This window comes from Jeotgalibacillus haloalkalitolerans, from assembly GCF_034427455.1.
In the GTDB taxonomy this organism is placed as follows: domain Bacteria; phylum Bacillota; class Bacilli; order Bacillales; family Jeotgalibacillaceae; genus Jeotgalibacillus; species Jeotgalibacillus haloalkalitolerans.
Window position 1 is genome coordinate 47,384 of the sequence record NZ_JAXQNN010000003.1, and the last position, 26,690, is coordinate 74,073.

30 protein-coding genes and 1 riboswitch are annotated in these 26,690 nt (G+C 42.7%); of the genes, 21 read left to right on the forward strand and 9 right to left on the reverse strand.

What is annotated here, in order from left to right:
* The first annotated feature begins 32 nt into the window (after positions 1-32).
* Positions 33-653: a hypothetical protein gene (locus UFB30_RS10260; RefSeq protein WP_322421599.1), complete on the forward strand. Its 621-nt coding sequence runs from the start codon at positions 33-35 to the stop codon at positions 651-653.
* A 235-nt stretch (positions 654-888) separates the two neighbouring features.
* On the opposite strand, the gene UFB30_RS10265 is transcribed toward UFB30_RS10260, so the two are convergent.
* The 3 genes from UFB30_RS10265 to UFB30_RS10275 form a co-directional block, all read right to left on the reverse strand.
* Entirely contained in the window at positions 889-2,277 is a 1,389-nt protein-coding gene (locus tag UFB30_RS10265) for an L-cystine transporter (RefSeq protein ID WP_322421600.1), read from the reverse strand.
* Between the two features lie 81 nt (positions 2,278-2,358).
* Positions 2,359-2,462, reverse strand: a riboswitch (SAM riboswitch).
* 310 nt (positions 2,463-2,772) lie between these two features.
* Positions 2,773-3,093: a hypothetical protein gene (locus UFB30_RS10270; protein ID WP_322421601.1), complete on the reverse strand. Its 321-nt coding sequence runs from the start codon at positions 3,091-3,093 to the stop codon at positions 2,773-2,775.
* A gap of 238 nt (positions 3,094-3,331) precedes the next feature.
* Positions 3,332-3,913, reverse strand: coding sequence for a CotY/CotZ family spore coat protein (locus UFB30_RS10275; RefSeq protein ID WP_322421602.1), 582 nt, complete (start codon positions 3,911-3,913; stop codon positions 3,332-3,334).
* Positions 3,914-4,276: 363 nt separating this feature from the next.
* On the opposite strand from UFB30_RS10275, the gene UFB30_RS10280 reads away from it, so the two are divergent.
* From UFB30_RS10280 to UFB30_RS10320, 9 genes are all read left to right on the forward strand, one after another.
* Positions 4,277-5,506, forward strand: a complete 1,230-nt coding sequence (locus tag UFB30_RS10280; RefSeq protein ID WP_322421603.1) for an acyl-CoA dehydrogenase — start codon at positions 4,277-4,279, stop codon at positions 5,504-5,506.
* Positions 5,503-6,276, forward strand: coding sequence for an SDR family oxidoreductase (locus UFB30_RS10285; RefSeq protein ID WP_322421604.1), 774 nt, complete (start codon positions 5,503-5,505; stop codon positions 6,274-6,276). Before UFB30_RS10280 ends, UFB30_RS10285 begins: the two co-directional genes overlap by 4 nt.
* Positions 6,277-6,328: 52 nt before the next feature.
* Positions 6,329-6,892 carry a TetR/AcrR family transcriptional regulator gene (locus UFB30_RS10290; RefSeq protein ID WP_322421605.1) on the forward strand — a complete coding sequence of 188 codons (564 nt, stop codon included), beginning with the start codon at positions 6,329-6,331 and terminating at the stop codon, positions 6,890-6,892.
* A 244-nt stretch (positions 6,893-7,136) separates the two neighbouring features.
* Positions 7,137-8,015 (forward strand): 3-hydroxyacyl-CoA dehydrogenase family protein, encoded by an 879-nt coding sequence (locus UFB30_RS10295; RefSeq protein ID WP_322421606.1) that lies wholly within the window; start codon positions 7,137-7,139, stop codon positions 8,013-8,015.
* A 15-nt stretch (positions 8,016-8,030) separates the two neighbouring features.
* Positions 8,031-8,444 (forward strand): acyl-CoA thioesterase, encoded by a 414-nt coding sequence (locus tag UFB30_RS10300; RefSeq protein WP_322421607.1) that lies wholly within the window; start codon positions 8,031-8,033, stop codon positions 8,442-8,444.
* Positions 8,441-9,496 (forward strand): phosphotransferase family protein, encoded by a 1,056-nt coding sequence (locus UFB30_RS10305; protein WP_322421608.1) that lies wholly within the window; start codon positions 8,441-8,443, stop codon positions 9,494-9,496. The genes UFB30_RS10300 and UFB30_RS10305 overlap by 4 nt, the downstream gene beginning before the upstream one ends.
* 19 nt (positions 9,497-9,515) lie before the next feature.
* Positions 9,516-11,291, forward strand: a complete 1,776-nt coding sequence (locus tag UFB30_RS10310) for an acyl-CoA dehydrogenase FadE (RefSeq protein ID WP_322421609.1) — start codon at positions 9,516-9,518, stop codon at positions 11,289-11,291.
* A gap of 242 nt (positions 11,292-11,533) precedes the next feature.
* Positions 11,534-12,067: a DUF6932 family protein gene (locus UFB30_RS10315; protein WP_322421610.1), complete on the forward strand. Its 534-nt coding sequence runs from the start codon at positions 11,534-11,536 to the stop codon at positions 12,065-12,067.
* 14 nt (positions 12,068-12,081) lie between these two features.
* Complete coding sequence (locus tag UFB30_RS10320) at positions 12,082-12,519, forward strand: helix-turn-helix domain-containing protein (RefSeq protein ID WP_322421611.1); 438 nt, start codon at positions 12,082-12,084, stop codon at positions 12,517-12,519.
* A 101-nt stretch (positions 12,520-12,620) separates the two neighbouring features.
* Here the strand turns inward: UFB30_RS10320 and UFB30_RS10325 are convergent, their stop codons facing one another.
* Complete coding sequence (locus UFB30_RS10325; protein ID WP_322421613.1) at positions 12,621-13,208, reverse strand: GNAT family N-acetyltransferase; 588 nt, start codon at positions 13,206-13,208, stop codon at positions 12,621-12,623.
* A 739-nt stretch (positions 13,209-13,947) separates the two neighbouring features.
* On the opposite strand from UFB30_RS10325, the gene UFB30_RS10330 reads away from it, so the two are divergent.
* From UFB30_RS10330 to UFB30_RS10360, 7 genes are all read left to right on the forward strand, one after another.
* On the forward strand, positions 13,948-14,172 hold the full coding sequence (locus UFB30_RS10330) for a hypothetical protein (RefSeq protein ID WP_322421614.1): 225 nt from the start codon (positions 13,948-13,950) through the stop codon (positions 14,170-14,172).
* 42 nt (positions 14,173-14,214) lie between these two features.
* The gene (locus tag UFB30_RS10335) at positions 14,215-14,646 is read left to right on the forward strand and encodes an NUDIX domain-containing protein (RefSeq protein ID WP_322421615.1); all 432 of its coding nucleotides are present in this window, start codon (positions 14,215-14,217) and stop codon (positions 14,644-14,646) included.
* A 120-nt stretch (positions 14,647-14,766) separates the two neighbouring features.
* Positions 14,767-15,639 carry a hypothetical protein gene (locus UFB30_RS10340; protein ID WP_322421616.1) on the forward strand — a complete coding sequence of 291 codons (873 nt, stop codon included), beginning with the start codon at positions 14,767-14,769 and terminating at the stop codon, positions 15,637-15,639.
* Between the two features lie 166 nt (positions 15,640-15,805).
* Positions 15,806-16,546, forward strand: coding sequence for a hypothetical protein (locus UFB30_RS10345; RefSeq protein ID WP_322421617.1), 741 nt, complete (start codon positions 15,806-15,808; stop codon positions 16,544-16,546).
* A 148-nt stretch (positions 16,547-16,694) separates the two neighbouring features.
* Complete coding sequence (locus UFB30_RS10350) at positions 16,695-16,817, forward strand: hypothetical protein (RefSeq protein ID WP_322421618.1); 123 nt, start codon at positions 16,695-16,697, stop codon at positions 16,815-16,817.
* 35 nt (positions 16,818-16,852) lie between these two features.
* Positions 16,853-17,557, forward strand: coding sequence for a hypothetical protein (locus tag UFB30_RS10355; protein WP_322421619.1), 705 nt, complete (start codon positions 16,853-16,855; stop codon positions 17,555-17,557).
* A 47-nt stretch (positions 17,558-17,604) separates the two neighbouring features.
* Positions 17,605-18,027: a hypothetical protein gene (locus UFB30_RS10360; protein WP_322421620.1), complete on the forward strand. Its 423-nt coding sequence runs from the start codon at positions 17,605-17,607 to the stop codon at positions 18,025-18,027.
* A gap of 108 nt (positions 18,028-18,135) precedes the next feature.
* On the opposite strand, the gene UFB30_RS10365 is transcribed toward UFB30_RS10360, so the two are convergent.
* Positions 18,136-18,621 (reverse strand): hypothetical protein, encoded by a 486-nt coding sequence (locus UFB30_RS10365; protein WP_322421621.1) that lies wholly within the window; start codon positions 18,619-18,621, stop codon positions 18,136-18,138.
* A 221-nt stretch (positions 18,622-18,842) separates the two neighbouring features.
* Between UFB30_RS10365 and UFB30_RS10370 the strand changes: the two genes are divergently transcribed.
* The 3 genes from UFB30_RS10370 to UFB30_RS10380 are packed head-to-tail and all read left to right on the forward strand — an operon-like array spanning position 18,843 to position 20,761.
* The gene (locus UFB30_RS10370) at positions 18,843-19,250 is read left to right on the forward strand and encodes an Rrf2 family transcriptional regulator (protein WP_322421622.1); all 408 of its coding nucleotides are present in this window, start codon (positions 18,843-18,845) and stop codon (positions 19,248-19,250) included.
* Positions 19,251-19,271: 21 nt separating this feature from the next.
* A complete protein-coding gene (locus UFB30_RS10375) occupies positions 19,272-20,204 on the forward strand; it encodes an NAD(P)/FAD-dependent oxidoreductase (protein WP_322421623.1) in 933 nt (310 codons plus the stop codon).
* 5 nt (positions 20,205-20,209) lie between these two features.
* The gene (locus UFB30_RS10380; protein ID WP_322421624.1) at positions 20,210-20,761 is read left to right on the forward strand and encodes a class I SAM-dependent methyltransferase; all 552 of its coding nucleotides are present in this window, start codon (positions 20,210-20,212) and stop codon (positions 20,759-20,761) included.
* Positions 20,762-21,154: 393 nt separating this feature from the next.
* Here the strand turns inward: UFB30_RS10380 and UFB30_RS10385 are convergent, their stop codons facing one another.
* The 4 genes from UFB30_RS10385 to UFB30_RS10400 form a co-directional block, all read right to left on the reverse strand.
* A complete protein-coding gene (locus UFB30_RS10385; RefSeq protein ID WP_322421625.1) occupies positions 21,155-23,098 on the reverse strand; it encodes an ABC transporter permease in 1,944 nt (647 codons plus the stop codon).
* The gene (locus UFB30_RS10390; protein WP_322421626.1) at positions 23,088-23,849 is read right to left on the reverse strand and encodes an ABC transporter ATP-binding protein; all 762 of its coding nucleotides are present in this window, start codon (positions 23,847-23,849) and stop codon (positions 23,088-23,090) included. Before UFB30_RS10390 ends, UFB30_RS10385 begins: the two co-directional genes overlap by 11 nt.
* Positions 23,850-23,950: 101 nt before the next feature.
* Entirely contained in the window at positions 23,951-24,958 is a 1,008-nt protein-coding gene (locus UFB30_RS10395; RefSeq protein ID WP_322421627.1) for a sensor histidine kinase, read from the reverse strand.
* Positions 24,955-25,644, reverse strand: a complete 690-nt coding sequence (locus UFB30_RS10400; protein WP_322421628.1) for a response regulator transcription factor — start codon at positions 25,642-25,644, stop codon at positions 24,955-24,957. The genes UFB30_RS10395 and UFB30_RS10400 overlap by 4 nt, the downstream gene beginning before the upstream one ends.
* 334 nt (positions 25,645-25,978) lie before the next feature.
* Between UFB30_RS10400 and UFB30_RS10405 the strand changes: the two genes are divergently transcribed.
* Entirely contained in the window at positions 25,979-26,638 is a 660-nt protein-coding gene (locus UFB30_RS10405) for a FusB/FusC family EF-G-binding protein (RefSeq protein WP_322421629.1), read from the forward strand.
* Positions 26,639-26,690 lie beyond the last annotated feature (52 nt).

The window sequence follows — 26,690 nt, forward strand, 5'->3', positions numbered from 1 at the left end:
TAAATTAGAATTATGTGGGGGTTTACTTAAATATGAAAAAATTCAGCTACCTTTTATTATTAATTTCAATGCTTGCTTTGGCAGCTTGTTCATCAGAAGAAGATACAAGTAACGGTTCTGGTACAGCAGAGGATTCAAAGGAAAACAAAGAGGAACAATCTGTGGAAGTGGACAAGGGGTTACTAAATGTAGAACTGACACTTCCAGCTTCAATGTTTGAAGGTCAAGATATTGACCAGCTTATCGCTGAGGCAAAAGAAGATGGTGCAAAAGATGTAACGAAAAATGATGACGGTTCTTTAACCTATAAAATGTCTAAATCAGATCATAAGGAAATGATGCAGGAAATCGAAGCTGGTATGGAAGAGTCACTGAATGAGCTCATTACAGGTGAAGATTTTGTTTCGATCAAAGATATATCTCATAATGACTCTTTTGACGAATTTACTGTAACTGTTGAGAAGGAAGCTTTTGAAAATAGCTTTGATGGATTTGGTATTTTGACTTTAGGAATGACAGGAATGATTTATCAGGTGTATGACGGAGAGGACATTGACTCAGCCAAAGTTACGGTTTCTATTGTAGACGAAGCTACTGGGGAAGAATTTGATAAGTATGTTTATCCTGATGATATGGAAGATATCGAAGGCTAATTATAGTCAGATGTTAGTCTGGACATTATCAAATCAATTGAAATAAACAAAACGACCTTGAAAAGTGCAATGCTTTTCAAGGTCGTTTTAAATGTTAACGATCTGCAGTAAATATATCTTGGGTACGGAGACTTCCTTTGCGTAAAAACATAGAAGTCCATAGCCGACTTGTAATTAGTGGATATGTGACATAAATCAAAGAGCAAGCATAAGCATTGCTTTTAATTCGCTATCTCTAAGCCTCCACACTAACCCGCGTAGACCGGTCATTATACAGATCCACATCTAACTCATTCGTCACCTTACTCGTCAACACCCCGGCAGTCATACTGCCACTCACATTCACAGCGGTTCTTCCCATATCAATCAATGGTTCAATGGAAATCAACAGACCCGCTAAGCCGATCGGAAGGTTCAGGGCTGACAGGACAAGGATTGCAGCAAAGGTTGCGCCGCCTCCAACGCCTGCAACACCAAAGGAACTGATTGCCACAACGGCGATGACCGTTAATATAAACGACGGTGTTAGAGGATTGATTCCGACGGTTGGCGCAATCATGATCGCGAGCATGGCAGGATAAACACCTGCACAGCCGTTTTGCCCGATAGATAATCCAAATGAGCCGGCAAAATTAGCCGTCCCATCTTTTACACCTAAATTCTGCTGAGTCCGGATGTTCATCGGCAGAGCACCGGCACTTGTGCGCGTTGTAAACGCAAAAGCGAGAACAGGAAATGCTTTTTTGACAAACGTAACTGGGTTTAGGCCTGAGATTGTCAGCAGGATCAAGTGAATAATAAAGACCACACCGAGTGCAACGTACGAAGCAATCACAAATTTGCCGAGATTGACTATGGCATCAAAGTTTGTTGTGGCGACCGTTCTCGCCATGACCGCAAGCACACCATAAGGCGTTAATCTTAAAATTAATGTCACAACGCGCATGACGATCGCATAAAGAGAGTCGACAATCTTAGAAAATAATTCTGCCTGTTCCGGCTGTTTTCTTCTGACACCAAGGAACGCCAGACCAAGAAAAGCTGCGAAAATGACAACTGAAATCGTGGAAGTCGGGCGTGCACCTGTGAAGTCCAGGAAAACATTTGACGGAACTAAAGCAAGGATTTGCTGCGGAAATGTTACATCCTCTACTGTGCCATACGTTTCTTCTAATGAAGCAGCGCGTCCTGTTTCCGCTTCACCCTGTTCGATTTGAATCGCTTCAAGGTTAAAACCAGCAGTAGTTGCAATCCCGACAGCAGCTGCAATCGCAGTCGTTCCAACCAAAATCCCGATAATGAGTGCGCTGATTTTTCCGATATTCTTTGTTAAAGTCAGCTTCGTAAAAGCCGCAAGAATTGAAATGAAAACCAGCGGGATCGCGATCATCTGTAACAGCCTGATGTAAGAACCGCCAATCAAATTAAACCAATCAGCCGTCGTCGTAATAACGGCAGAATCGGATGGATAGATCCATTGCAATGCAAATCCAAGGATAATCCCGAATGCCAAACCAAGTAAAACCCTTTTCGAAAATGATACGTGCTTCTTTTTAAGAACGTAAAGAAAAATAATGAGAGCAGCTAACACGAATAAATTGACACTAACTAAAAAAATGTCCACAAAACTTCCTCCTCTAAATGAATTTTAAACATAAAAAACTTCCAGTCAGAAAAATAAACTGGAAGAAAAAACATCAATCCAGTCTTATCTATCAAGAAACACTTGCTGGAATTGGCACAGTACTGATGAGTCAGTCTGCTGCCGAGGTGTCATTGGGCCAGTCCCTCAACCTCTCTTGATAAGACGATTTATTGAGTTTATGAAGTATCCCGATAAAAATACTTGGTTTTTATATTAGCGAAACGCAGATGGACTGTCAATATTTATTTTTTCTGTCAAAGAATGCTGTTTGTGAAGTTGGGAAGGGGATACGTACACTGGTTTATATTCGTTTGAGGGCTGAAGTTCGAATTCCTTAGAAATAAGAAGGTGGAGGTATCACAAGTATATTCATCAATTTATTTTGTAGAACTGTAAATTGTAACGCCAGTTAGATAACTCTCGCATCATTTAACGTAATGATGCAGGAGTTATCTCTGTCACTTGAAACATATTTCAATTTGCTACTCTGTTTGATGAAGTAGCATTCATTCTTTTTTTCTGATCTTTACGCTCTAAAAATACTGGTAAGACATTCAGGATGATCGAAATAATTGTTAATACCCACAGTGCCCATTGAAAATTAACGACTTCCCTGACAGCTGACCAGTCTTCTCTTGCTACCTGCCCCGCTACAAAGCTGATCTCTGCACAAAGTGTGAGTGCTGTAAATGATAAGCCTGCAGCCATTGCGAGCTTATAATCCTTTCCTGCAGAAAACAAATAAATATTAATTAGTGTTGCTGCGATTGCAATAAAACCTAATATGATCCACATAACATTTCCCCCATAGATTTCTACTATTAAAATTTTCACTGGCAGGCGCATGATAAAAAACCTGTAAATAGTAAAAATAATTAATATTACCTTATCATAAATTCAATAACTGGAAGCAAATTTCCCAAAATGTATAATTTCTAAATAGAATTCAAAAAAAGCAGCAAAAAGATACTCGGTTGTATCCTTTTGCTGCCTCGCTCAAGTCCAAAGACCCTTAACGTTTAGTCCTCGTTTTTTAAACCCTGTCAAACTCAGATACAGATATAGGCGTGATTGGATCCAGACATACGATACCGCAGAAACAATTCAAGTCTACTGTCAGGCAGATGCCAGTTGCCTGCAGGTTTCTGATGCTGTCTCCAGGGAAGAAATCGCATATTGTTTTTGCTTTTCCATTTTCTTTTTCTTTTACTGATGCTGCAGGCGCACCCCCTCCCATCGGAACTGGAAGTAGTAATTCCAGCTGGACGCAGCACTTATCTTTTTCTCTGTCTTTATCTTTATCCACAAACTTTTTTGCCCGGAAGATAGGTGTTTCAACACACTTTAAAGCGGTCATTCCAGATCCGCCAACAGGTGATTTGTATACGCCACTTCCGATAAACGGTTTGCAATCTCCCTTGCAGTAAAGTGCGAAGGGAATAGTAGTAGGACCATTTCCATTCCCATTAGTCCCGATTGGTGATAGCAGTTTTCTGATTGCCTGGTCACATCCTGTTACACAGCACCCATTATTGTTAGCAGCTACCTCGTCCTGAATTCTCACAATCTCGTGAACAATACCACAGACACATGAATCTTTTTTTTCGCAACACATTTAAATCTCTCCTTTTCATAGTTGTTGTTGCATTAATATGTATATGAAAAGGAGTGACTTAATGCCTGTACAATAGCCTGATAGAAAAAAATAGACGAAATGATTTTAGAGTTTTATAGGAAAGGTGAAGGTGTATTGCCGGGCAAGTGTTCTTAAAATATATAAAGTTTTAATTTATGTAATGCTAGATTCTAAGGTATTAAAATTCTATAGATTTTCCACTAAATTAAGCCCTGCACCGTTTCAATCTCCTGGCTGGTGACAGAATCCCTCCCATTATTTAGTTGACTCCAATACCAAATCCGTTATACTAAAACCATACATACCGACCGGTTAGTTAGTAAAACAAAAGGGGATGGAAGTATGGATTTTTCTTATTCTGCTAAGGTGAAAGATCTTGAGAAAAAGCTCACTTCATTTATGGAGGAGCATGTGTATCCGAATGAAACGGTGTATGAGCGGCAGGTAAATGAAGGGGACAGCCGCTGGAGTAAGGTGCCGCCAATCATGGAAGAGCTGAAGGAGAAGGCAAAGGCTGAGGGGCTGTGGAATTTGTTTTTGCCTGAGAGTGAGTACGGGGCTGGCCTCAGCAATGTAGAGTACGCGCCGCTTTGTGAGATCATGGGGCGTTCGATGATTGGGCCAGAAGTGTTTAATTGTAATGCACCGGATACCGGGAACATGGAAGTGTTGGTGCGGTACGGAACAGAGGAGCAGAAGGAGAAGTGGCTGAAGCCGTTACTTGCCGGTGAGATCCGCTCGTGCTTTTCGATGACCGAGCCTGATGTAGCTTCATCTGATGCGACAAATATTGAAGCGCGGATTGAGCGGGACGGTGATGAGTATGTGATTAACGGCCGAAAGTGGTGGTCGTCGGGTGCCGGGGATCCAAGGTGCAAGATTGGCATTGTGATGGGGAAGACGGATCCCGGTGCTGATAAGTATGAGCAGCAGTCGATGATTCTCGTGCCGCTTGATACGCCGGGTGTGACGATTGAGCGGATGCTGCCGGTGTTTGGCTATGATCATGCGCCGCATGGCCACGGGGAGATTACGTTTGAAAATGTCAGAGTGCCTGCAGAGAATATGATTTTAGGTGAGGGAAAAGGATTTGCAATTGCGCAGGGACGGCTTGGACCGGGAAGAATTCATCATTGTATGAGGCTGATCGGTGCAGCGGAACGTGCGCTTGAGGAGTTATGTAAGCGTGTTGTGGACCGTCAAGCGTTTGACAAACCGCTTGCGAGTCAGGGCGTGATCCGTGAGTGGATTGCGGATTCGCGGATTGAGATTGAGCAGGCGAGACTGCTGACATTAAAGGCTGCTTATATGATGGATACAGTCGGCAATAAGGTGGCAAAAGCGGAGATTGCGATGATTAAAGTCGTGGCACCTTCAATGGCACTCAAGGTAATTGACCGGGCGATCCAGGCGCTTGGTGCAGCAGGTGTATCAGAGGACTTCCCGCTTGCAGCTCACTGGGCAAGTGCAAGAACGCTGAGGCTTGCGGATGGACCGGATGAGGTGCACCGCGCACAGATTGGCAGACTTGAGCTGAAAAAATATCAGGGGAACGGGAGGAATGAAAAATGAAGGTAATGGAATTGTTTGATCTGACGGGAAAGACAGCGCTGGTAACGGGTGGAGGACGCGGACTTGGTGAGCAGATTGCTGAAGGGTTTGCTGAGGCTGGTGCGAATGTGGTGATTTGTTCAAGAAAGCTTGAAGCGTGTCAGGAAGTGGCAGACCGTTTAGCAAAGCTTGGGGTTAATACGCTTGCGCTGCAGTGTGATATTTCGAATCCGGCTGATGCGGAGCGTGCAGTGAATGAAACTGTAGAAGCATTTGGTTCGATTGATATTTTAGTGAATAACAGCGGGGCAACGTGGGGCGCACGTGCAGAAGACATGCCGCTAGAAGCATGGCGGAAGGTGATGGACGTCAATGTGACGGGTACATTTTTAATGAGTCAGGCTGCAGGAAGAAAAATGATTGAGCAGCAGTCAGGCAAAATCATTAATATTGCTTCAGTTGCAGGGCTTGGCGGCACGGATCCCAGAGTGATGGACACAATTGGCTACAACACGAGTAAGGGTGCGGTCATTACGATGACGAAGGACCTTGCTGTCAAATGGGGCAGACACAATATCAACGTCAATGCGATTGCGCCGGGCTTTTTCCCTACGAAAATGTCAAAAGCAATCATTGATCAGGGGAAGGACCCAATCATGGAAGTGACGCCGATGAAGCGGTTCGGGTCAGATGATGATCTAAAAGGGGCTGCGCTATTTCTTGCCTCAAAAGCATCTGCTTATGTGACTGGTGACGTGCTCATTGTCGATGGCGGCACGCATGCGATGTAAGAGCGTGTGATATAATTTTAGCCATACTTTTAAAAACAGAGGCGTGAAGACTGTGAAGGAAAAAATTACGGAACAAAGTATACGATTATTTGAGAAAAAGGGATTCAGCGAAACGTCGATTCAGGATATCGTAGACGCAAATGGCGTGACCAAGGGAACGTTTTACTATTACTTCTCCAGCAAAGAAGAGCTGCTGATGGACATTCAGCTCCGCTATATCAATGATCTGCTCGAGCAGCAGGAAAACATCATGCGTGATGAGTCGAAAAACTGTAAAACAAAGCTGTATGAGATGGTGCATATGCTGATTAGCAATATCAAAACGCAGGGCGCCAGTGCAAAGGTATTTTTCAGGGAGATGCGAAACCTGAATGAGGAAAGACTTGCTGAGATTATCCCAAAGCGTGATCAGTTCAGACTGACAATTGAAGATCTGATCAAAGAAGGCATCGAAACAGGCGAATTCCGTTCAGACCTGAATGCCTCAATCGCAACATTCGGCGTACTAGGCATGGCCAACTGGAGCTACCAGTGGTACAACCCAGAAGGTGACCAGTCTGAAGAAGAAGTTGCGCGTTTATTTACAGATATGATTTTAAAAGGAATCGAGCTTTAAGATTAGAATTAAAAAATAAATTAGCAGTTGAAATTTTTTATACTTATTTTAGTGCAGCGGAGCGTAAGGCGGCGACTCCTGCGGCAGGAAAGGACGCGTGAGACCGAGCATGGCGAAGCCTGCGGGCTCACCGCCCGGCCGCGGAAAGCGTCCGCCTGAAGCGCAGCGAAACGGTTAGCAAAGTCAGTTCAGTTCTTTTTTTACACCAAACATACCAACCGGTCAGTACAAAGGAGGAAACAACATGAATGAAGTGAAAAACGTAACAGTCATTGGATCAGGCAGTATGGGACATCAGATTGGCATGCTATGTGCGCTCGGCGGATACGAAACAGTCATTCAGGACATCAACGAACAAGCACTGCAGGACGCAGAGTCAAAGCTTCATGCCATCATGGACCGCTGGGTATCAAAAGATAAAATTTCTGAAAACGATAAAATGAAAGCGTTTCAACGCCTGCGCTTTTCACAGGATCTTGAAGCGTCTGTAAAGCAGGCAGACCTCGTCATTGAAGCCGTAACGGAAAAACTGGTTGTCAAAAGAGAGGTCTTCAGAAAGCTTGAAGCATACGCGCCTCCTCACACAGTATTTGCAACAAACAGCTCAACCATCGTCAACAGCCTGATTGCAGACGTAACCGGTCGTCCGGATAAAGTCGTGAATATGCATTTCTTCTTCCCGCCGCTCGTGATGGACCTGGTTGAAGTCGTAAAAAGCGATAAGACAAGTGATGAAACGGCAGCACTTGCGATGGAGGTATGCCGCGTGATCAACCGGACGGGCGTACTGTTGGAAAAAGAGATCTCAGGATTTGTCGCGAACCGCATTTTAGGCGCGCTGCAAAAAGAAGCAGTCTCACTGTATGAACAAGGCATTGCAGACTTTAAGGACATTGACCTGATCTGCAAAAAAGCGCTGAACCATCCGATCGGTCCATTTGAGCTCATGGATCTGTCAGGACTCGATGTTGCACAGTTTGTGATGGAGCAGCGCTATCAGGAGACAGGCGATCCGGCAGACAAACCTTTTGATTGCATTCTTGAAAAAGTCGAAAAAGGTGAGCTTGGCCGAAAGACAGGTAGAGGTTTCTATGACTATTCAAAAACAGCAGTAACTAAATAAAAGGGGTGCAGGTTCATGCATACAAATGAAGTGACAGTCAGGTTTTGTGAGACAGATGCATTAGGCCATGTGAATAATACGAGTTATTTTATCTATTTTGAAGAAGCACGTGTACAGTTTATTGCCTCACTCGGCTACGGTATGGACGTCAAAGACTGGCGGTTCATCCTCGCTTCAACAAAATGTGAGTTTAAGAGCCAGGGCTATTTTGATCAGGTGCTAAAAGTGGAAACCTATATTACCCGCATAGGAACGAAAAGCTTTGAACTTGAGCATCGCATCTCCTGTGCTCAGACAGGCGTCTTAATCGCAGTCGGAAATGCAGTTGTGGTGTATTTCGACTTTGAAAATCAGGTCAGCGCGGCGATTCCGGATGACATGAGACGGGAGATGGAGAAGCATCTTGTTGCTGAGGAGGGACGCGTATGAAACAGGCAGATACGACCTCGGTAAAAGAAGGCGAGGGTCTGGACCTTGGCGTTTTGGAAACCTTTCTCCGCGGAGAGCTTGATCTGCCGGACGGGTCGCTTGAATTAAAACAGTTCTGGGCAGGGCATTCAAATTTAACGTATCAGCTGACGATTGGTGATTGGGAAGCGGTATTAAGAAGACCGCCGCTCGGACCGGTTGCACCAAAAGCGCATGATATGAACCGTGAGTTTAAGATTTTATCAGAATTGCAGCCACTGTTTTCACCTGCACCAAAGCCGATCCTCTTTTCAGATGATGAATCCATTGTCGGCAGTCCGTTCTTCATCATGGAGCGAAAGCGCGGGATTGTGCTGGATACGTCATTCCCTGAAGGTGTGAAAGTAACGCCTGAGATCTGCCGCGGACTGTCACAGACGATGATCGACCGCCTGGTGGAGCTGCATGCGATTGATTATACGAAAACGGGACTGGTTGACATCAGTAACCCGGACGGCTTTATGGAAAGGCAGGTGCACGGCTGGATCGGACGTTATGAGCGTGCCAAGACAGACGAAGTTCCAGAGGCTGAAAGGCTGCAGAAGTGGATGATGGCAAATATCCCGCAGAGTCAGGCCCCGACTGTCATTCACTACGATTATAAATTAAATAATGCGATGTTCACTGAAGACCTGAAGGAGATGACCGGACTGTTTGACTGGGAGATGTCAACGGTCGGTGATCCGCTGGCTGACCTTGGGGCTGCGATGAGCTACTGGATTCAGCGGGATGATCCACATCTGTTGAAGCACGGGCTGGGTAAGCCTTCAGTGACGGTAAATGAAGGGTTTCTGACGCGCAATGAATTCATTGAAGCGTATGCGAAAAAGAGCGGGCGAGACGTAAGCAATATGGATTTCTATTTAACGTTTGCCTATTTAAAGCTTGCCGTCATCTGCCAGCAGATCTACTTCCGTTATCAAAAAGGTCAGACAAACGATAAGCGGTTTGCTCATTTTGATCAGTTTGTAAAAACGCTGCTTGTCCACGGGGCGAGTGTGATTGAAGAATAATCTTAAGGAGGATTTTGATATGGAAAAGCGCACTGTATTAAATAAGGGAGCCGGTTTTTTATATTCATCGTCTGATCCTGAAGACATCTTTACACCTGAGGATCTGACAGATGAGCATAAAATGATTGGCGCGACAGCCAGACAGTTTCTGGAAAAGGAAGTAGCACCTTACGCTGAACGGATTGAGCGGCAGGAATTTGAAGTGGTGCCTGAGCTCATGCGAAAAGCAGGGGATCTCGGTCTGCTCGCACACAGCATTCCTGAAAAGTACGGCGGGCTCGGGCTCGATAAAATCAGTAAAGGCATTGTCGGTGAAATGATCGGATCAGGTGGCGGCTATGGGGTCGCGCACTCCAATCATACATGTATCGCGACGCTGCCGATTACATACTTTGGCACTGAAGAACAAAAGCAAAAGTATCTGCCAAAGCTTGCTTCAGGAGAATATATCGGCGCTTACTGTCTAACAGAACCTAATGCCGGATCAGACGCACTTGCCGCCCAGACAACAGCTGTATTGAATGATGAAAAAACGCATTTCGTATTAAATGGAACGAAACTCTACATTACGAATGCAGTCTTCTCAGATACATTTATCGTATATGCAAAAGTGGATGGACAGCATTTCACAGCATTTATCGTGGAAAAGGATTTCCCGGGTTTATCGCTTGGACCTGAGGAAAAGAAGATGGGAATTAAAGGGTCGTCTACAAGATCAGTCATTTTTGAAGACTGCCTGGTGCCGGTTGAAAATCTGCTGGGTGAAGTCGGCAGAGGGCACGTCATTGCGCTGAATGTACTGAATCTCGGACGCTTCAATCTCGGCTCTGCAGGGGCAGGGGTATCAAAGACCGCGTTAAAGAAAACAATTGGCTTTGTAAAAGAGCGTAAGCAGTTCAAACGCTCAATTGCTGAATTCCCTGCGACAAAACAAAAGATCGCCTGGATGGCTGCACGCATTTACGCAGCAGATTCCCTGCAATACCGGACAGCGAGCCTCATCGAAGACGCGCTCGGTGATTTAGCCGAGACGTTTGACTATAAGCTGATCGGAAAACAGATGGGTGAATACGCGGTGGAGTGTGCGGTGTGTAAGGTGTTCGGCTCAGAAACGCTTGATTATGTCGTGGATGAAGCACTTCAGCTGCACGGCGGCGCCGGCTTTATCCAGGAATACGGCATTGAGCAGATGTACCGCGATTCAAGAATCAACCGGATCTTTGAAGGCACAAACGAAATTAACCGTTTGCTGATCCCGACTCATTTATTCAGAAAAGTGATGAAGGGGGAAGTGGATCTGGCTGCCCGTGTGCAGGAGGCTTTTGGAGCGCTTAGTAACAGTGCGTCCGTTGAAGACGGCATTCTGGCACAGGAGCGGGCGGCAGTTGAGACGATCCGGAATCTGTTCTTAGTCAATGCGGGACTTGTCTATGAAGCGTATGGTGAATCATTAGTGGAGGAGCAGGAAGCACTGATGAATCTTGCGGACCTGGCGATTTTACTGTTCGCAGCCGAGTCAGCTATGGCCAGAACGCAAAAGGCTGTATTGAAAAACGGAGAAGAGAAGGAATCGCTGAAAATTGATTTGGCGAGAACGTATCTTGATAGCGCAATGTGGGATGCAGAGCGGATTTCGAGGGTGCTGGCCGGGAATGTGTGCACGGGTGAGAAGCGGGATGAAATGATCGCCTTGACGGTGCGGGCATGCAGTCGTTTTGGTTCTCTTGGCGGGCTGGTTGAGAAGAATCGGGGGATTGCGGAGCGGCTGGTTGAGAAGGGTGAGTTTGTTTGTTGAATAGATCCCTTTAAATAGAAGGACTTCTTCTCATCATGAGAGGGGGTTCTTTTGTTCGTTCACTCACTTCTGAGTTCCGTTTTTAGAATTGACTTGATAAAACTCATATCCATAACTATGGATTTTAAACTGGTTTCTAGCACGCTATATTTTATCTGCGAAGTATGTTAAAATAAATTAACAAATATGTTAAGTTATCAAAAGTGTTGTTTTTGAATATAATATTAAGGAGAAACGGGCTCATGGAATTTAATAAAGATGGTCTTCTCCCACCAGAGGATTATTCATTGACGCTAAATGAGCTGAGAAGTTCAATTCTTGTTCGTGGACCGCACAATGACTTGCCTTGGGATGTAAAGTGGAGATTATATTTAGTTGATAATTTAGAAGCATTGGTTCAGCAGTTATGGGATGTAGGTATTGAGAATATTTATATAGATGGATCTTTTGTTGAAGAAAAAGCTCATCCTAATGATATTGACGGTTATTTTGAATGTGATTTGAAGGAGTTAGCATCGGGGGAATTGGAGAGAAAACTCAATGCGCTGGACCCTTATAAGATTTGGACATGGGATAGCAGCAGTCGCAAGTCATACCGGGGCTTCACTAAAAAGCAATTACCTATGTGGCACAAATATCGAGTTGAATTATACCCGCATTTTGGTCAGCCTTCAGGTATTTTAGATGAATACGGTAACCAGCAGCAATTTCCTGCTGCTTTCAGAAAGACAAGGGATTCTTTTCTTCCAAAAGGAATTGTAAAAATTATAGATTAAAGGTGGTGCGCAGTATGATTAAAACTGAATCAGCTTATAAAAAGGCATTAGAAAAACTTCAGGAAGATCAAGACTTTATTCAGAAACAAAGAAAAGTGCTGGCAGACATGGACCTTACAAAAGAGCAAGTGGAGAAAGCGCTCCAGCCGGCGATCACTTTTCATGAACAATTAAAAGAAGAAGTCATCTATTATGAGCGGATCAAAAGAGGAGAGTTTGAACCGATTATCAATTTTCATAACTTAGGGAAGTCTTTAATTGCCTATCGTATCTATCTCGGCTTAAGTCAACAGGAACTTGCAGAGCGTTTGGATGTCTCTCCTTCGCAAGTTTCCAGAGATGAGCGGAATGAGTATTATGGAGCAACCCTTGAAAGACTTCAACACGTAATGGAAGCGATGCAAATGATTGCGAAAACGGAGATTCAGTCAGAGAAATTGTTGCTGGCATAGAAGAAAAGACTCTGATCAATTAAAGCTGATCAGAGTCTTTTATATATGGGGAGAATGTAACTGGCTCATCCAGTGTACGGGTATTATATCCATCACTGAAATCATTTCAGGTTTTTCTCATAACAATTGCATTCATGGACGCGCTTAAATTTGGCTTTAATATCATCCTGTTGATCCCCGGCATAATGTGCAAATGCCTGTATGATCTTAAATTTAGGATCATCCGCTTTCATTACTTCTTTGACTTCATTCTTTCCTTCAGCAAACACATGGAGATATGAGTAGGTCTTATCAAATCGGCTCTTTTCATACCATTTATTCACCCATTTATCATCCCTGGTCCAGGCTTCGAGATAGTCCAGCCCTATTTCTTTAGCCATCTGCTCTGCCTTTTTCAACAGCTTAGTTGCAATCCCTTTTCTTTGAAAATCGGGATGTGTGGCAATATGCCAGATCATGCCGCCAAGGCCTTCACCTCTTGTGCATACTGTTGTTTCATTTGCATCATATTCAATATCCAGCAGGCCAACAATTTGATCATTCTCTACTGCTACCAGTTCAATCGCTGGATTTTTATAGGTTTCTTTGTTCTTAAGTACATTGTCGTAATAGGCTGTATCCAGAAATGATAACACCCTGCAACGGACCCAGCCGACTTCATCGTCAGTCTTATAGTTTCTGATAATCAAATTTCATCCTCCAGTTTTAAAACGTAACCCTATGTTGATGTTATTGCAATACATTTATGTAATCAGACAAACTCATGTCGGAATAATATCAGTTTTCTTTTTTCTTACCGCCAGCAGCTACAATGCCCCCGATTAATGCAACCGCTATAGCTACCCAAGTCCAAAAGCTCATTAAAACCTCTCCTATCCTAAAAAGATTACGATGATCTTAAATTCTGTATTCTAGTTAAAGTAAAACTTAATTTGTTAAAAATTGATACCTTGGAATAGAGAGATGGTGAGTACGAGTGTCAATAATGAACCCGCAGAAGTTAACGTAATGATTTTTCGATTGTTATGTATTTTTTCAGGTTTTAAAAACTCAAGGATTAAAACGATCCATATAACAGAGGCTATTAAGGCAATGATTCCAGTTGACATCATATCATTTCCTTTCTTTGTATCCAGTTATTTTGTGTAATATGTCAACCTAAGTTTACCACATATTGAGGTATTTGTCATTTTGTTTCCATAGAAAAATGAAGTGATTTAGTGCGAATTTTACTGAGTGTAGAAGCTGCTTATTGTCTACAATTCACGATGGATCTCATATTAATACGAGGGATATGTTGTGAAAATTTTCTGAATATAGATTGTGAATATGATGTATGTTTGAAATAATTGGTATGAATCATGTTTGCATGTATTTACTATTATGAATATGTTTTTCTGAAATTTCACCCATAAGAGGAGTGAGGTAATGAAAGCTGTAAAAATCGGAAGCATTGTAATCATTCCTTTTATGATTCTGTTTTTGATGTTCAGTACCTGGATTGGTTACATTGCTGAAAATATTAGAGATTTCTATAATTTTAAATGGCTTGCAATTGCAGGCATGATAACGGGATACATACTTCAGTTTTATAAGATGTGGGCCGGAGTGATCGTGATTGCTGTCAGTATTTTTGTGTGGTTTTTATTATAGGCACAGCTTTTAATTTCTCAACATATAAGGAGAGTATGGATGATGTTTATCGTAAATGTGGAGGCAGCCATTTATAGAGATGACAGGTGGCTGATGATTCGTCGCAGTGAAAAGGAAGAGCATGCAGGCGGCGGGCTTGCATTTGTTGGAGGACAGGTGGACCAGGAAGGGTTTTCTTATGACATTCTGGAACGCAGTCTTGAGCGTGAAGTGTTTGAAGAAGTTGGTATTAAAGTTGAGGTAGAACAATATGTGAACAGTTCCTCTTTTATCACTGATACGGGAAAGCACGTTGTGGACATTGTCTTTTTGTGCAGACATATCAGTGGAGAAGCTTTTGCGAAAAGCGGGGAAGAGGTGGACAATGTCTACTGGTTCACAAAGGAAGAACTGCTCCGTCAGGATGAATTACCGGATTTTTTGAAGAGGAATCTTGAGATGGCGTTTAGGAAGGCCGTTTTAAGTGAGAGATGACGATCATGCTCAAATGTTTCGTGTAAAGGACCAAAAAAATTGTTTATAACACAAGGAACAATTTGGATGGGAAAAGGGATATAATGATGAAGTGAGTCGAAAGTCATGGGGGGTAAATAGATGACAATAAATGAAATAAACTTTTTGGGATATTATAAAAATCGTGATTTATTAGGGAGTAATTCATGGGAAAGCTTTAACAATTATAAGCTGTTAAATGCTGAACAGTTAAAATTCGATTGTGACCGTTCAAATGAAACAAAAAAAGCGTTAAAGAAGATATTTGGTGAGGCTCAATATACTGATACACTGATTAGTCCGCAAAGCTATGTAACGCTTTACATGCGGTATTATCATTCAGATTTATTAGCGTATAGCGAACGCTATAAGAAATTAATTGTGCCGGACATTTCAGGGTTAAAAAAGCAAATGGTGAGTGAAGGAATAGCTCAAAATACTGGAAAAATTAAAAATCAGGCAGTATGGGCATTTTTTGCTAAGAAAAATGATATTCATGTCCATGAATCGATGCTGGATTTTTTACAGGCAGTATATACATTGCCTAACTTCAGCAGTGTATGTCGTGGCTTTAATATCGGCAGGGCTGCTAAAACGAAAGATAACTTTATTATTGCTCTGCACCATATTTATCATTACTTTAAAAATCGGGAAGTGGAAAGTTCGAACTTAGACTCACGGGCTATTTTAACAAAGTTTTTAAGCTCGAATCATGTACGCCTGACGCAGGATGAAGTTGTAACAGAAGTGCAAAACTGGCTGGACCGTCACTCAAGTTTCGCAAGTTTTATAGAGACATACTATTTACAGGATTTCCTTGAAGATCCCGGTAACACTCACTCCAGTCCGAAAGAATTATGGGAGGGGATTTTTGATGGTAAGCTTCAGCCCTCTAAGCAAGAATTTATTCCGGCAATCACTTTCTTCACTGATGCAATAAAATCCAGAGGAGATCGAATGAGTGCTGTTTACTAATGTAAGAATTCATAGCTGAAAAATACGTATTAGCAGGCAGCAAAGATCATGATTTTATCTTATCACTGCCACTAATTCGATTGATGTAAAGAATGGGATGATACGTCCTGTCAATGGTTTAGCCAGCAAGAAATTTATGCGACGTTTGTTAAAGGGGAGATTAGCATTGGGAGAGACAATTAAAGCTTTAATGTTTGATTTTACAAGAGATAATCTGAATGCGTATGAAGTAGATAAAGCGATGCTGACTTCTGGGGAAAACCTGTTAAGTGATATCATGCAATTTGAAAGCATGAAATACATTGAATCCCCATTCACCAGGTTAATTGACATAGAATGTGATTACGCTAATAACCTCATTAAAGATGAAAAAATGAGTACTATTTTAGGGATAGATAAAGAAAATCTTTTCCATTATTATTTTTTCGATCGTATAAATAAAAAATCACACTCATCTACAAAGACCTATTTGAGTGCTGGTCATCCTGGAGAGTTTAGTATCCTGGCAAGTAAAACGATGCTTGAAGCAGGGGATCCTATTTTTGAAATACGTTTTAAACTGGAGGAGAAATGGTCTTCTTGGCAAGCAATCGCCGGTAAGTTTATTGTTGCGCAGAACTATCGATTCGGTCCTGGAGGTGTCGCTGAAGTCTACCATTCGATGACTGAAAAAGAAATAGAAAGCTTCAAACAGACATTTCAGATCAGATATAGTGGCTCTATCAGGTTAGCGTTAAACATGCCCGATACACTACGGAGAATGATTAACGATCCATTTGATCGTGATATTAGAAAATTGATTGATCCACATACTTTTCAAATATTGTTTGATTCGCAATTAATGCATGAGTTTTCTAGTGAAAAAAGTCAAGAGATCTGGAGTAAATTTGAAACCCGCTATAGATAATATGCTGGTACAGCAGATATATATAACACATCTATCACAGTACATCGTATCAATGAGACTGTCCGGTCGGTCATCCTGACGACTAAAATAAATCAGACTCCTGGTTCCTGTTATATAGTTGCAGTCATCAGCTCAAAGGAGGATCCGAATGTTTGAAGGAGTACAGCTTCCTGTCACGGCGACGCTAATTGCGGCGTCATACATAGTCATTTACCTGATTGACCGCTTGATCATGAAGGGAACATTAGCAGTTGCAGGTTTGTTGTTTTAAACATAACGTTATAAACGCAGAGAAGGAGCGGTTTGATGAAAAAGCGGTCTGAATTTGAAGCCTTCAATTGGATTAAGGAACAAACCATCCCGCTTCCGGAAAAGTGGGATGGATGCCGATTTAATCATCTGATTCCGCCTGTCTTTGAAGCATACTGTAAAATCATTCATCCGATTTACCGGGAGCTGAACGCACCGAATGATCAGGTATCCTGGAGGGAAACAGGGTTTTCGGATGGGTATCTTCAGCCGGGGGAGCGGATCCTGCTTCGTGATCTCGCGGAAAAGTATGGGCTTAACGTAACTAAGGAGTTAGAGCTTGCATCAATTGACCGGAAGACCGGTGAAAGGCCGCGATATCTGATTGGCGGAGGGGAAGGGGTATTAGACTACAAGTCACTTCATCAGGTGATTGAGATCATGAAGCCATTTACGAAAAATATGACTTGTTATTTCTATTATCATCTGTTAAAAACCGCTGATTATGAGGACAAATTATTTGAAGGCAGGCTCATTGACATCAAGCAGCTTCTTACAATGGAAGAAGTGAACGAGAACCCGAGTTACTTCTGGCCGGAAGATCGAAGCTGGTGTTTTTACTCAGACATTGATTTGGATTTTACACTTGTCGGAGGTAGCCGGGAGATGATTGATGCGTTGATGGCTGATACGTGGCTTGAATGTATCGAGACGGATGCAGACACGCGGGTGGATAATCAGGCTGATCAGCAGGAAATGTAAGGCAGCAAGTGTATGACTTAATTTGATTGCAGGAGATGTGACAGACGATGATTTTGAGAAAATTGATAGGTGTCTTTGTGGCGAGTCTTGCTACCATGTTCTTTTTTGCTGCCTGGCAGTATCAGACTGATCCATCCAATAGTTTCTGGGGCTGGTTCTGGTTTGTCGGGTTATACATTATTCCGTTCGTCTTATTTTACGGAATGCTGGTTTCTTTATTATCAGATATCCTGATCGGGAAATTCATTCATTACCCAAGGATGCTCTCTGCATTTATATTTCATTTGTTTTTTGGTGTGATATTTACCTTTGTAATCTATTTATTTCATGACACTTCTTTCGTTCAGTATTGGAATGAGGGCGGAGAGATCGTCATGATTGGAGCGGTTTTGAGTGCGTTGGTATTCTGGTTCGTTGATGAATTGCTGCGTAAGGTATTGGATCTTGAAAAAATCCAGCGCGCAATGTGATCCCCGTGAGAAAGTAAATCATCAAACAATAAAAAGTGACCTCCTGTAAGGTCGCTTTTTATTGTTTAAAATGGTGATGTTAATCGTAGAAAACAGTTTGCCAGCCTCTCAGGCCTGTTCATCGTCAGGCATGTCAATGTTCACTTCTTCTCCCTGCGGCACAATCATATAATGCACTTCACCGACAGCAGCATCAAGTATCCTGTCAGCTGGCACCTCGCTTACACCCTCAATCGGTTCATGGTTTCCATAAGCATATACTACTTTATTTCCGTTCTGCAGATCAAAACCGTCACTTGAATATGTACCCTCAGAATTCATATGATATGTACTCTCTTCGCGTACCCAGCCATCTTCACCTTCTGCAAATAGTGCAAGGCCGACACCGGAATCGTCACCGTTTTCCAATGCGAAAAAAGTCAGTTTCCCATATTCCGTATCAACTTCATCAAGGATGCCTGCATAATCATCTGTCAGATTGGCCAGCTGCTCTTCAATGTTTAACGACTGCTCGCTCTGATTAAAAAATGCAACGATCCCAAATGCTGCAAGAAACACAAATAGATAAAACGCAATCCACAAAATCCTTCTCAAGAGTATCCCTCCTCTAAATATTGGGAATGAATCTACTTAATATTAACATACATGTTTAAAGCTGAGTTGCTCTGAATAATTCTACGGGAGTCAATTTCAGTTCCAGGTCACTGATTATATAATTCAATTAATAGACATTTTCAACTACCAGTGCTAAACTCAAATAAATTAAAGATATCAAGAGTCTTTAATATCTCTTTTCAACCCCCCGGGAGGTCATCATGAAATATTCAAACGCAACTAACTATGCATTGCATACAATGGTTTATCTAACAATTCAGCAGGGAGAAAAGCTGGTAGGCGTGCAGGAGCTGGCTGATATGCAGCGGCTTTCACCAACGTATTTATCAAAAATTTTAACGAAACTTGCGAAGGCTGGTCTGATTGAGTCTACGCCTGGTGCGAAGGGAGGTTACAAAATCTCGAGAACTAAGCATGATATCTCTTTTCTGGATGTGATCAATGCAATCGAGGGTGAGACTAGCTTATTTGACTGTACAATCCATCATGAAGGCTGTCTGATTGAAAATGTGATGAGAAATGCAGAGGAGAATATGAAGACTGAACTGAAATCCAGGCTGTTAGTTGATATTGCTAAAGAAGCGGAAGCAGGGATGAAAAAAAGTTAATTTAAAAAAGGAGTGGAGCGCATGTTATTGGATTGTGCTGTGATTGGCGGTGGACCTGCCGGGCTGAATGCTGCTTTGGTACTTGGGCGGTCCAGGCGCAAAACAGTTTTGTTTGATGATAATAAACCGAGAAATGCGGTTACACAGGAATCTCATGGGTTTATAACCAGAGACGGAATTGACCCGCAGGAATTTAAGCGGATTGGGCAGGAGGAACTAAGCAAATATCCTGATGTAAGTATTGAAAGGCAGCGTGTACAGAGGATTACGAAAGTAGACGGACAATTCAGTGTGGAAGCAGAGGGTGGCGAAGTTTTTCAGGCAAAAAAAGTGATTCTCGCTACTGGCTTCAAGGAGGCACTGCCTGACATCCCTCGTGTTCATGAGTTCTACGGTAAGAGCCTGTTTGGCTGTCCCTTCTGTGATGGATGGGAATTGAAAGACCGTCCGCTTGCTATAATTGCAGAGGATCAGAAGGCCGTTCATATGGCAAAGCTGGTATCTAACTGGTCAGAGGGTTTAATCATATTTACCAATGGGCACCAGGTCATATCATCTGCAGAGAAGGCATTACTGGCCAGTAAAGGAATCGTAGTGAACGAAAAGAAAATCACTTCGTTAATTGGTAAAGAAGGACAGCTTGAAAAAATTCAGCTGGAGGACCAGACTGAAGTGCTTCGCAAAGGTGGATTCGTCGCCTCAGAATGGAAGCAGGCAGCAACGTTTGAATATGATCTTGGTTATCAGTTAAATGAACAGGGCGGAATTGAAACGGATCGTATGCAGCGAACTAAAACGCCAGGCGTATTTGCATGCGGCGATACCAGAATTTCCGGGGCATCTCAGTTGATTATGGCAGCAAGTGAAGGCAGTATGGCTGCAATTGCTGTAAATGCAGAGCTGGTCGAAGAGAAATTCAGTGAAAAGCCAGGACAGCAAAATAAGAAGGGGTGATGAACATGCATCACGGGAAAGTATCGTATTTAGAAAGTCCTTCACGCAGAGAGGAATTTTCACCGGAGCAGCTGCTGGATATGATTCCGTTGAATGAGTCGGATCACGTGTTAGACTTTGGAGCCGGAACAGGTTACTTCACTATTCCTGCTGCAAAAAGGGTAGAAGGAAGAGTCTATGCAATGGATATTGATCCTGACATGCTTGAGATGATCAATGAAAAGGTGGTGAAGGAGCAGCTCGACAATGTTGTCACTGTAGAGGGTAGCATGGAAGCACTTCCATCACCGGACGGTTCAATTGATGTCGTCATTGCTTCACTCGTCTTACATGAGATCCAGCCACTCGCCGCATTACTTGAACAAATGAAAAAAATTTTAAAGAAAAATGGATACCTCATTTGTCTCGAGCTTGAACCAAAGAAAAGTTCAGGACATGCCCCGAGGATTACACAGGAGGGAATGAAGCGGGAAATGATTGAAGCTGGTTTCGATATAAAGGAAGTATATGTTCCTGCGGACTCTTTGTATTTGGTGATTGCACAAAAGGTTAAATAATTTTTATTTAATTAGAGATATTAAGTGTCTTTAAAGTATTTAATAGGAAAACTATATGTCTACTCCTTATCTTGAAAACAATTTTGAACATCCACTACAAAAATATATTGCGTAAAAGAAATCCAGTTATTCTGATCAGGTCATGGATATATCTAGTAGTAGTAAATGTTAGAGGACAGGGAGTTGAGCTGATTAAAAGCTGTTGTGGAGAGTGTTTTCGAGGAAGGCACGCAGACTGGAATCTGCAGAAGTGACCGTTTAGACAATCCATTTAAACAGTATGTATAAATAAGACTATTAAACGTTTAAAAATCCCGCACCATTCAATTGAATGATGCGGGATTTTTTATTGTGATCTTGCTTTGTTAACGTCAGCTTCTAAACTGAAGTTAATTACAAAGCCACCCTAATCACTTTCTTATAATAAACCACCGACAAAATCCCAAAAATCGAATACAGTCCGGCATACAGGACCATCACAATGATCATCGGCGTCCAGAGCTCGGTTCCGAAAAAGAACCAGCCTGACCGGACAGCGAAATAGCTGTGAAGTAAGCCGACTGCGAGCGGAATCCCGAAATTGATGATCTGTTTTTGGAAGATACCCTTTAGCAGATCCTGTCGTGTAAAGCCTAGCTTTCTCAGGATTCTGTAATTCGGCTGTTCCTCGTCACCTTCTTCAACCTGCTTGAAGTAAAGAATGCAGCCTGATGTGATCAGGAAGGTGAGACCGAGGAAACCGACAACGAACATAATAAAGCCCATGCTTAGTTTCTGCATACGTTCTGTAGAATATTGGGAGGCACTGCCGGCTTCTTCGCTGAATGGCATGCTGTTAAACAGCTCATCAGCTTTTTCCACAGTATCAGGGTCCTCTAATGTAAACCCGATATACATTTCATATTCCCGCTGAATTTCCTCATTTATATCTTCAGAAAGCCTGTCATATACTGTCTCATCAACGACCGCTACAGGTAAGCCGCCCGTGAAATAAGAGGGCAATATATATTCATCACTCAAGCCTGCGTATTCCTTTTCAACCTCACTTGTAGCGCCGTACAGTGTGAGTGTTCCTTCATTCTGAAGATTCATCAGGGCCTGCACCGCATCACTGGAACCTGAGAATAAAATCTCATCAACGCTGATATCAAGTCCTTCAATCTGAGCATCACTCACAACTGACATGTTTGTTGTTCCGCCGTCAAATTGAAAGTCTTCCATATCAGTACCGACAATCTCTTCAATACGGATGTCTGCCTGTATGACATCAATCTGCTTTTCACTATACGCAATTGAATTGTCATTTAATACCTCGCCAAATGCTTCTGCATTTTCTGCCTGGGCAAATGTAAAATCATCAGGGGCAGAGGTCTGAGCCGTTCTTTCAGCAGAGTAGTAGGAGATATAGCTTAACGAGAGCAGTCCAATTGCCAGTGCTGACACCGTCGTAATAATCGTAAGCAGCATCGCGTTTGATTTCATACGGAACATAATTGAAGACAGCGACATGACCTGGTTGATATTCAGATAGCCGCCTTTATTCTTTCTGATCAGGTTAGCGATAAAGCTGACTGAACCTTTGTAGAAAAAGTACGTCCCGATGATTACACTCGCAAGGATAAAGATCATAGCTGAAAATAGCTGAGTGATAGATGAAAAATCTCCGTCAAACAGACGTGCCGATACATAATAGCCAGTCGCAATTAAGATGATCCCAAGCAGACCAATCAGAATTTCAACGAAGGACATCTTTTTCACTCTGCTCTCAGCTTTACTTTTCACATGGAAAAGAGAAAGGATGCTCTGCCGCTTAATATACAGCAGGTTCATCACCATGATTAAAAGGTAGACGGCGCTGAATACAAGCAGGGTCTGGAGAAATGCCTGAACCGAAAAGTTAAGTGCTGCCGTCTCGTCCACACCGGTCAGGCTGAAAAAGATCATCGCCACTAACTTTGAAATCGCAAAGCCAAAACCTGTTCCAATGATCAGAGAGAGGTAGTAGAGCAATAGATTTTCAGCGCTCAGAATAAGAAAAATCCGGTTCTTTGTCATACCGATCAGCTGAAACAGACCAATTTCTTTACTCCGCCGTTTGATAAATAAATTATTCGCATACAGCAGAAAGATTGAAACAATCCCGATTAACAGGACAGAAGCGGCCCTGATCCCTGCTGCGCCTCTTACCGAACCTTCAGCTTCATTCATTGAAGGATCAAACTGCAGTGTCACGAATGCAAAGTAGAGAGCAGCACTGAAAACCAATGCAAAGACATAAAGGTAATAGCTTTTCAGGTTCTTGCGAAAGCTCCTGAAGATCAGCTGATTAATGCTCATACTGAACACCACCCAATACACCCTGCGTTTTCATAATATCCTTCAGAAATGAGTTGCGGCTTTCGTCACCCTTATTTAGCTGTGTATAGATCTGTCCGTCCTTAATAAAAATGACGCGGCTGCTGTAGCTTGCAGCAACCGGATCATGACTGACCATTAAAATGGTTGACTGACGTTTTTCGTTTAAATGAGTCAGCTTGCCAAGCAGGTCAGATGCTGATTTTGAATCAAGTGCTCCGGTCGGCTCATCGGCAAAGATAATGCTCGGCTCGTGGATAAAGGCTCTTGCTGCAGAGGTACGCTGCTTTTGACCGCCTGATATTTCATTTGGGTATTTGTCAGCAATTTCTTCAATACCAAGATCCTGCGCGACTGTTTGGAATTGTTCAAGTGCATCTTTTTTAGACGTGCCGGTAATGGAAAGGGGCAGCAGAATATTTTCACGTACTGTCAGCGTATCGAGCAGGTTATAGTCCTGAAAGATAAACCCAAGATGGTGCTTTCTGAATTCTGCCAGCTTCTTTTCCTTACTTCTTGTCAGGTCTTCATTTTCGATAACAAGCGAGCCGTGACTCAGCCGGTCGATCGTTGAAAGGACATTCAATAGGGTGGTTTTACCGGAGCCTGACGCGCCCATAATCGTCACAAATTCACCCTTTTGAATGCTGATATCAATTCCTTTTAAGACTTCCTGCTTTGTAAACTTATTTCCGTAAAACTTATGAATTTTTTTCGCTTCAAGAATAGTCATTGCGAATTCCTCCAGGTGTTAAGATACATTTATTGTATCGGCTTAGGTGAGTGAAGTCCTTTGATTCTCCTAACAAAAAAGCAAAGCGTGTGACATTTTTGTCACACGCCCTGGATTTCAAGAAATTCATTTTCTTTTGGGAAGGTCAGCGTCATGGTCGTGCCGGAACCAGCCTCTGACTGAACGGAAATGCTGATCTCAAGCGGGTCTGCAGCTTTTTTTGCCAGATATAAGCCCATCCCTGTTGCATGCTGATCCTGATGATTGCCGGTTGATGTGAAGCCTTTTTCAAAGATTCTCGTCACATCACGGGGAGCGATTCCCCGGCCCTGATCTGTTACGGTCACAACCGTCTGACCCATCTGCTCACATGATTGAATCGTGATGTCAGTGCCTTCTCCGCTGTATTTAACGGCATTGGTTAACAGCTGCCGGAGAATAAAGGAGAGCCATTTCGCATCTGTGAGTACGTGCGTGGATTCAAGTTCAATCTCAAAGCCGATTTTCTTTCTCAGGCACCAGGAACGCAGCGTATGTATTTCACTATAGATCAGTGACTCAAGCTCAACCTGTTCAATAAACAGATCATTTTCAATAAAAGGGATCCGCTTCTGATGCAGCTGCTGGTCAAGCAGGTAATGAATTCTCAGCCATTCATACATGAGCGAAGACTTTAACTGGGGATCCTCTGTCCGGTCGATGATTAACTTCATCGCGGTCAACGGCGTTTTGACTTCATGAATCCATGACATCAGCTCATCCTTTTCCTGTTCAAGCAGCACCTTGTTCGTTGCAGCTTCTTTCTCAAGCTGTTCCAATGAGGACGTCACCTGCTCATAAATGGATGATTCAAACGGACTGTTCGGCTCAGGGAAACTGGCCAGGTCGGTTGAAGAATCCCGTATATCAAGCTCCCTGTAAAATGGTGTTTCTTTGTAATAGCGTACTGTGACAAATACAGCAGTAATCACAAGTGACAGAAACACATAATAAGTCATCGAGCTGAACGAAAGGGAAGGGTCCAGATACGCAATGATCATAGCTAAAAGCAGTAACAGCAAAATCAACAGGATCCAGCTGATTCTTTCCATTAGAAACTTTTTAATCATTTCTCCACCTGCTCAAGCGCAATGTACCCCTGGCCAACCTTCGTTTCAATCGCGTCCCCAAGCCCGATTCCGGCAAGTTTTTTGCGCAGTCTGTTGACATTGACAGTCAGTGTATTATCACTGACAAACCGCTGATCATCCCAAAGGAGATTCATCAGATCCTCTCTGCTGACCACCTTGTTCTTACGTTCAACAAGCAGCTTCAGGATAAAGATCTCATTTTTAGTGAGCTCAATCATACCCTGATCATTTTTAACCCGGTTACTCTCCATATCAATCGTTGCACCCATCCACATTCTCAGATCTGTTGTGGTAGAGCTGTAATTATATACCCGGCGCAAAATCGCCTGAATTTTTGCGATCAGCACTTCAAAGTGAAACGGTTTCTGGATAAAATCATCGGCACCCAGGTTCATCGACATGACCATATCTGTCGGGTGATCACGAGAAGACAGGAAGACAATCGGCACATTCGAATGCTCGCGGATCATGCGGCACCAGTGGAACCCGTCAAACTTAGGAAGCTGAATATCAATAATGACCAGGTCCGGCTGTACCTCAGTAAAGCTTTCCATGACCTTCTGGAAGTCCTTCACGCCAAATACATCATACTGCCAGTCCATGAGCCGGTCTTTGATCTCTTTAAATAGAGTTTCATCATCTTCAATTAATAGAATCTTAAACAAGAGAATCACCTGCGCTTTCAAGTAAAAGTATAGCAAATAGGAGAGATGGGAGGAAATGGGGGATGCGTATAGAAGAAAAACGCGGGTGATCATTCTCTTAGATATTGCGTAAAACGGTTCTCATGTATATTCTTTAATTAACTGGAGGTGATACCTGATGACAATTGTGAGTAACGTGCAGGCGTCAGAATTGGTACCGACTCATGCAAAGCCTGAATAAGTAGGCGATACTTTGCGTGGGGTTAAGGATCGACTATTAATCGCCAATCAATGTATCTTTCTATTCAGGTTTTGCACTTATCTCATAAATGAAAAGATAAGGAGCGGATAGAAAATGGATACAGCTAAAAAAACGGAACAAATGTTTATTCGAAATGACCAATATAATTTTATTGCACAGCAGGTCTACTTTATTGTGCACACTCAAAATACCGTGAATCATCAGGATACCCGGGATGGTGTAAAGCTTCATGCGATGGCAAAGGTGAGGGAGATGATTCCTGGCATGACAGAGAATCAGGAAGCCCTTCTGAACCGTATGACTGAACTTGAAAACGAGACTGAAGCGAGGACTTTTCTGAATGAGTTAAAACGCGACTGTGTGATTCCATTTCAGGCACTGACGAAGAAAAAAGTGGAAAAGCTATTTCCGAAAGCGAAAAAGCTGCAAATCCCTGATCTGGATGCGCTGGATTTTCAGCGGTTATCCTATCTTGGATGGTTTGATACGCGTGCTCATAAGCAGTATCTAATTGTAGAGTATCAGGGAAGATTGAAAGGGATAGCAGGTCACTTTGCTAACAGTAATAACAAAGGCATCTGCAGTATTTGCAATCATCTGGGTGAAGTTGCATTGTTTGTGACCAAAGTGAAAAGCGGTAAAGAGACGTATACAAGCAGAGGGAATTACATTTGCAAGGATAGTCATGTGTGCAATGAAAATTTGACGGATATAAAAAAGTTAGAGGTTTTTCTGGACCATCTTTTTCAATAGGGCGGTTCTCATGTAACGTTTAATCAAACTGTCTACGAAGCCATCGGAGATT

Coding starts and splice junctions, on each gene's coding strand:
- UFB30_RS10260 (WP_322421599.1), top strand. CDS start 33: ATGAAAAAATTCAGCTACCTTTTATTATTAATTTCAATGCTTGCTTTG.
- UFB30_RS10270 (WP_322421601.1), bottom strand. CDS start 3,093: ATGTGGATCATATTAGGTTTTATTGCAATCGCAGCAACACTAATTAAT.
- UFB30_RS10275 (WP_322421602.1), bottom strand. CDS start 3,913: ATGTGTTGCGAAAAAAAAGATTCATGTGTCTGTGGTATTGTTCACGAG.
- UFB30_RS10280 (WP_322421603.1), top strand. CDS start 4,277: ATGGATTTTTCTTATTCTGCTAAGGTGAAAGATCTTGAGAAAAAGCTC.
- UFB30_RS10285 (WP_322421604.1), top strand. CDS start 5,503: ATGAAGGTAATGGAATTGTTTGATCTGACGGGAAAGACAGCGCTGGTA.
- UFB30_RS10295 (WP_322421606.1), top strand. CDS start 7,137: ATGAATGAAGTGAAAAACGTAACAGTCATTGGATCAGGCAGTATGGGA.
- UFB30_RS10300 (WP_322421607.1), top strand. CDS start 8,031: ATGCATACAAATGAAGTGACAGTCAGGTTTTGTGAGACAGATGCATTA.
- UFB30_RS10305 (WP_322421608.1), top strand. CDS start 8,441: ATGAAACAGGCAGATACGACCTCGGTAAAAGAAGGCGAGGGTCTGGAC.
- UFB30_RS10310 (WP_322421609.1), top strand. CDS start 9,516: ATGGAAAAGCGCACTGTATTAAATAAGGGAGCCGGTTTTTTATATTCA.
- UFB30_RS10315 (WP_322421610.1), top strand. CDS start 11,534: ATGGAATTTAATAAAGATGGTCTTCTCCCACCAGAGGATTATTCATTG.
- UFB30_RS10320 (WP_322421611.1), top strand. CDS start 12,082: ATGATTAAAACTGAATCAGCTTATAAAAAGGCATTAGAAAAACTTCAG.
- UFB30_RS10330 (WP_322421614.1), top strand. CDS start 13,948: ATGAAAGCTGTAAAAATCGGAAGCATTGTAATCATTCCTTTTATGATT.
- UFB30_RS10335 (WP_322421615.1), top strand. CDS start 14,215: ATGTTTATCGTAAATGTGGAGGCAGCCATTTATAGAGATGACAGGTGG.
- UFB30_RS10340 (WP_322421616.1), top strand. CDS start 14,767: ATGACAATAAATGAAATAAACTTTTTGGGATATTATAAAAATCGTGAT.
- UFB30_RS10350 (WP_322421618.1), top strand. CDS start 16,695: ATGTTTGAAGGAGTACAGCTTCCTGTCACGGCGACGCTAATTGCGGCG.
- UFB30_RS10355 (WP_322421619.1), top strand. CDS start 16,853: ATGAAAAAGCGGTCTGAATTTGAAGCCTTCAATTGGATTAAGGAACAA.
- UFB30_RS10360 (WP_322421620.1), top strand. CDS start 17,605: ATGATTTTGAGAAAATTGATAGGTGTCTTTGTGGCGAGTCTTGCTACC.
- UFB30_RS10370 (WP_322421622.1), top strand. CDS start 18,843: ATGAAATATTCAAACGCAACTAACTATGCATTGCATACAATGGTTTAT.
- UFB30_RS10375 (WP_322421623.1), top strand. CDS start 19,272: ATGTTATTGGATTGTGCTGTGATTGGCGGTGGACCTGCCGGGCTGAAT.
- UFB30_RS10380 (WP_322421624.1), top strand. CDS start 20,210: ATGCATCACGGGAAAGTATCGTATTTAGAAAGTCCTTCACGCAGAGAG.
- UFB30_RS10385 (WP_322421625.1), bottom strand. CDS start 23,098: ATGAGCATTAATCAGCTGATCTTCAGGAGCTTTCGCAAGAACCTGAAA.
- UFB30_RS10390 (WP_322421626.1), bottom strand. CDS start 23,849: ATGACTATTCTTGAAGCGAAAAAAATTCATAAGTTTTACGGAAATAAG.
- UFB30_RS10395 (WP_322421627.1), bottom strand. CDS start 24,958: ATGATTAAAAAGTTTCTAATGGAAAGAATCAGCTGGATCCTGTTGATT.
- UFB30_RS10405 (WP_322421629.1), top strand. CDS start 25,979: ATGGATACAGCTAAAAAAACGGAACAAATGTTTATTCGAAATGACCAA.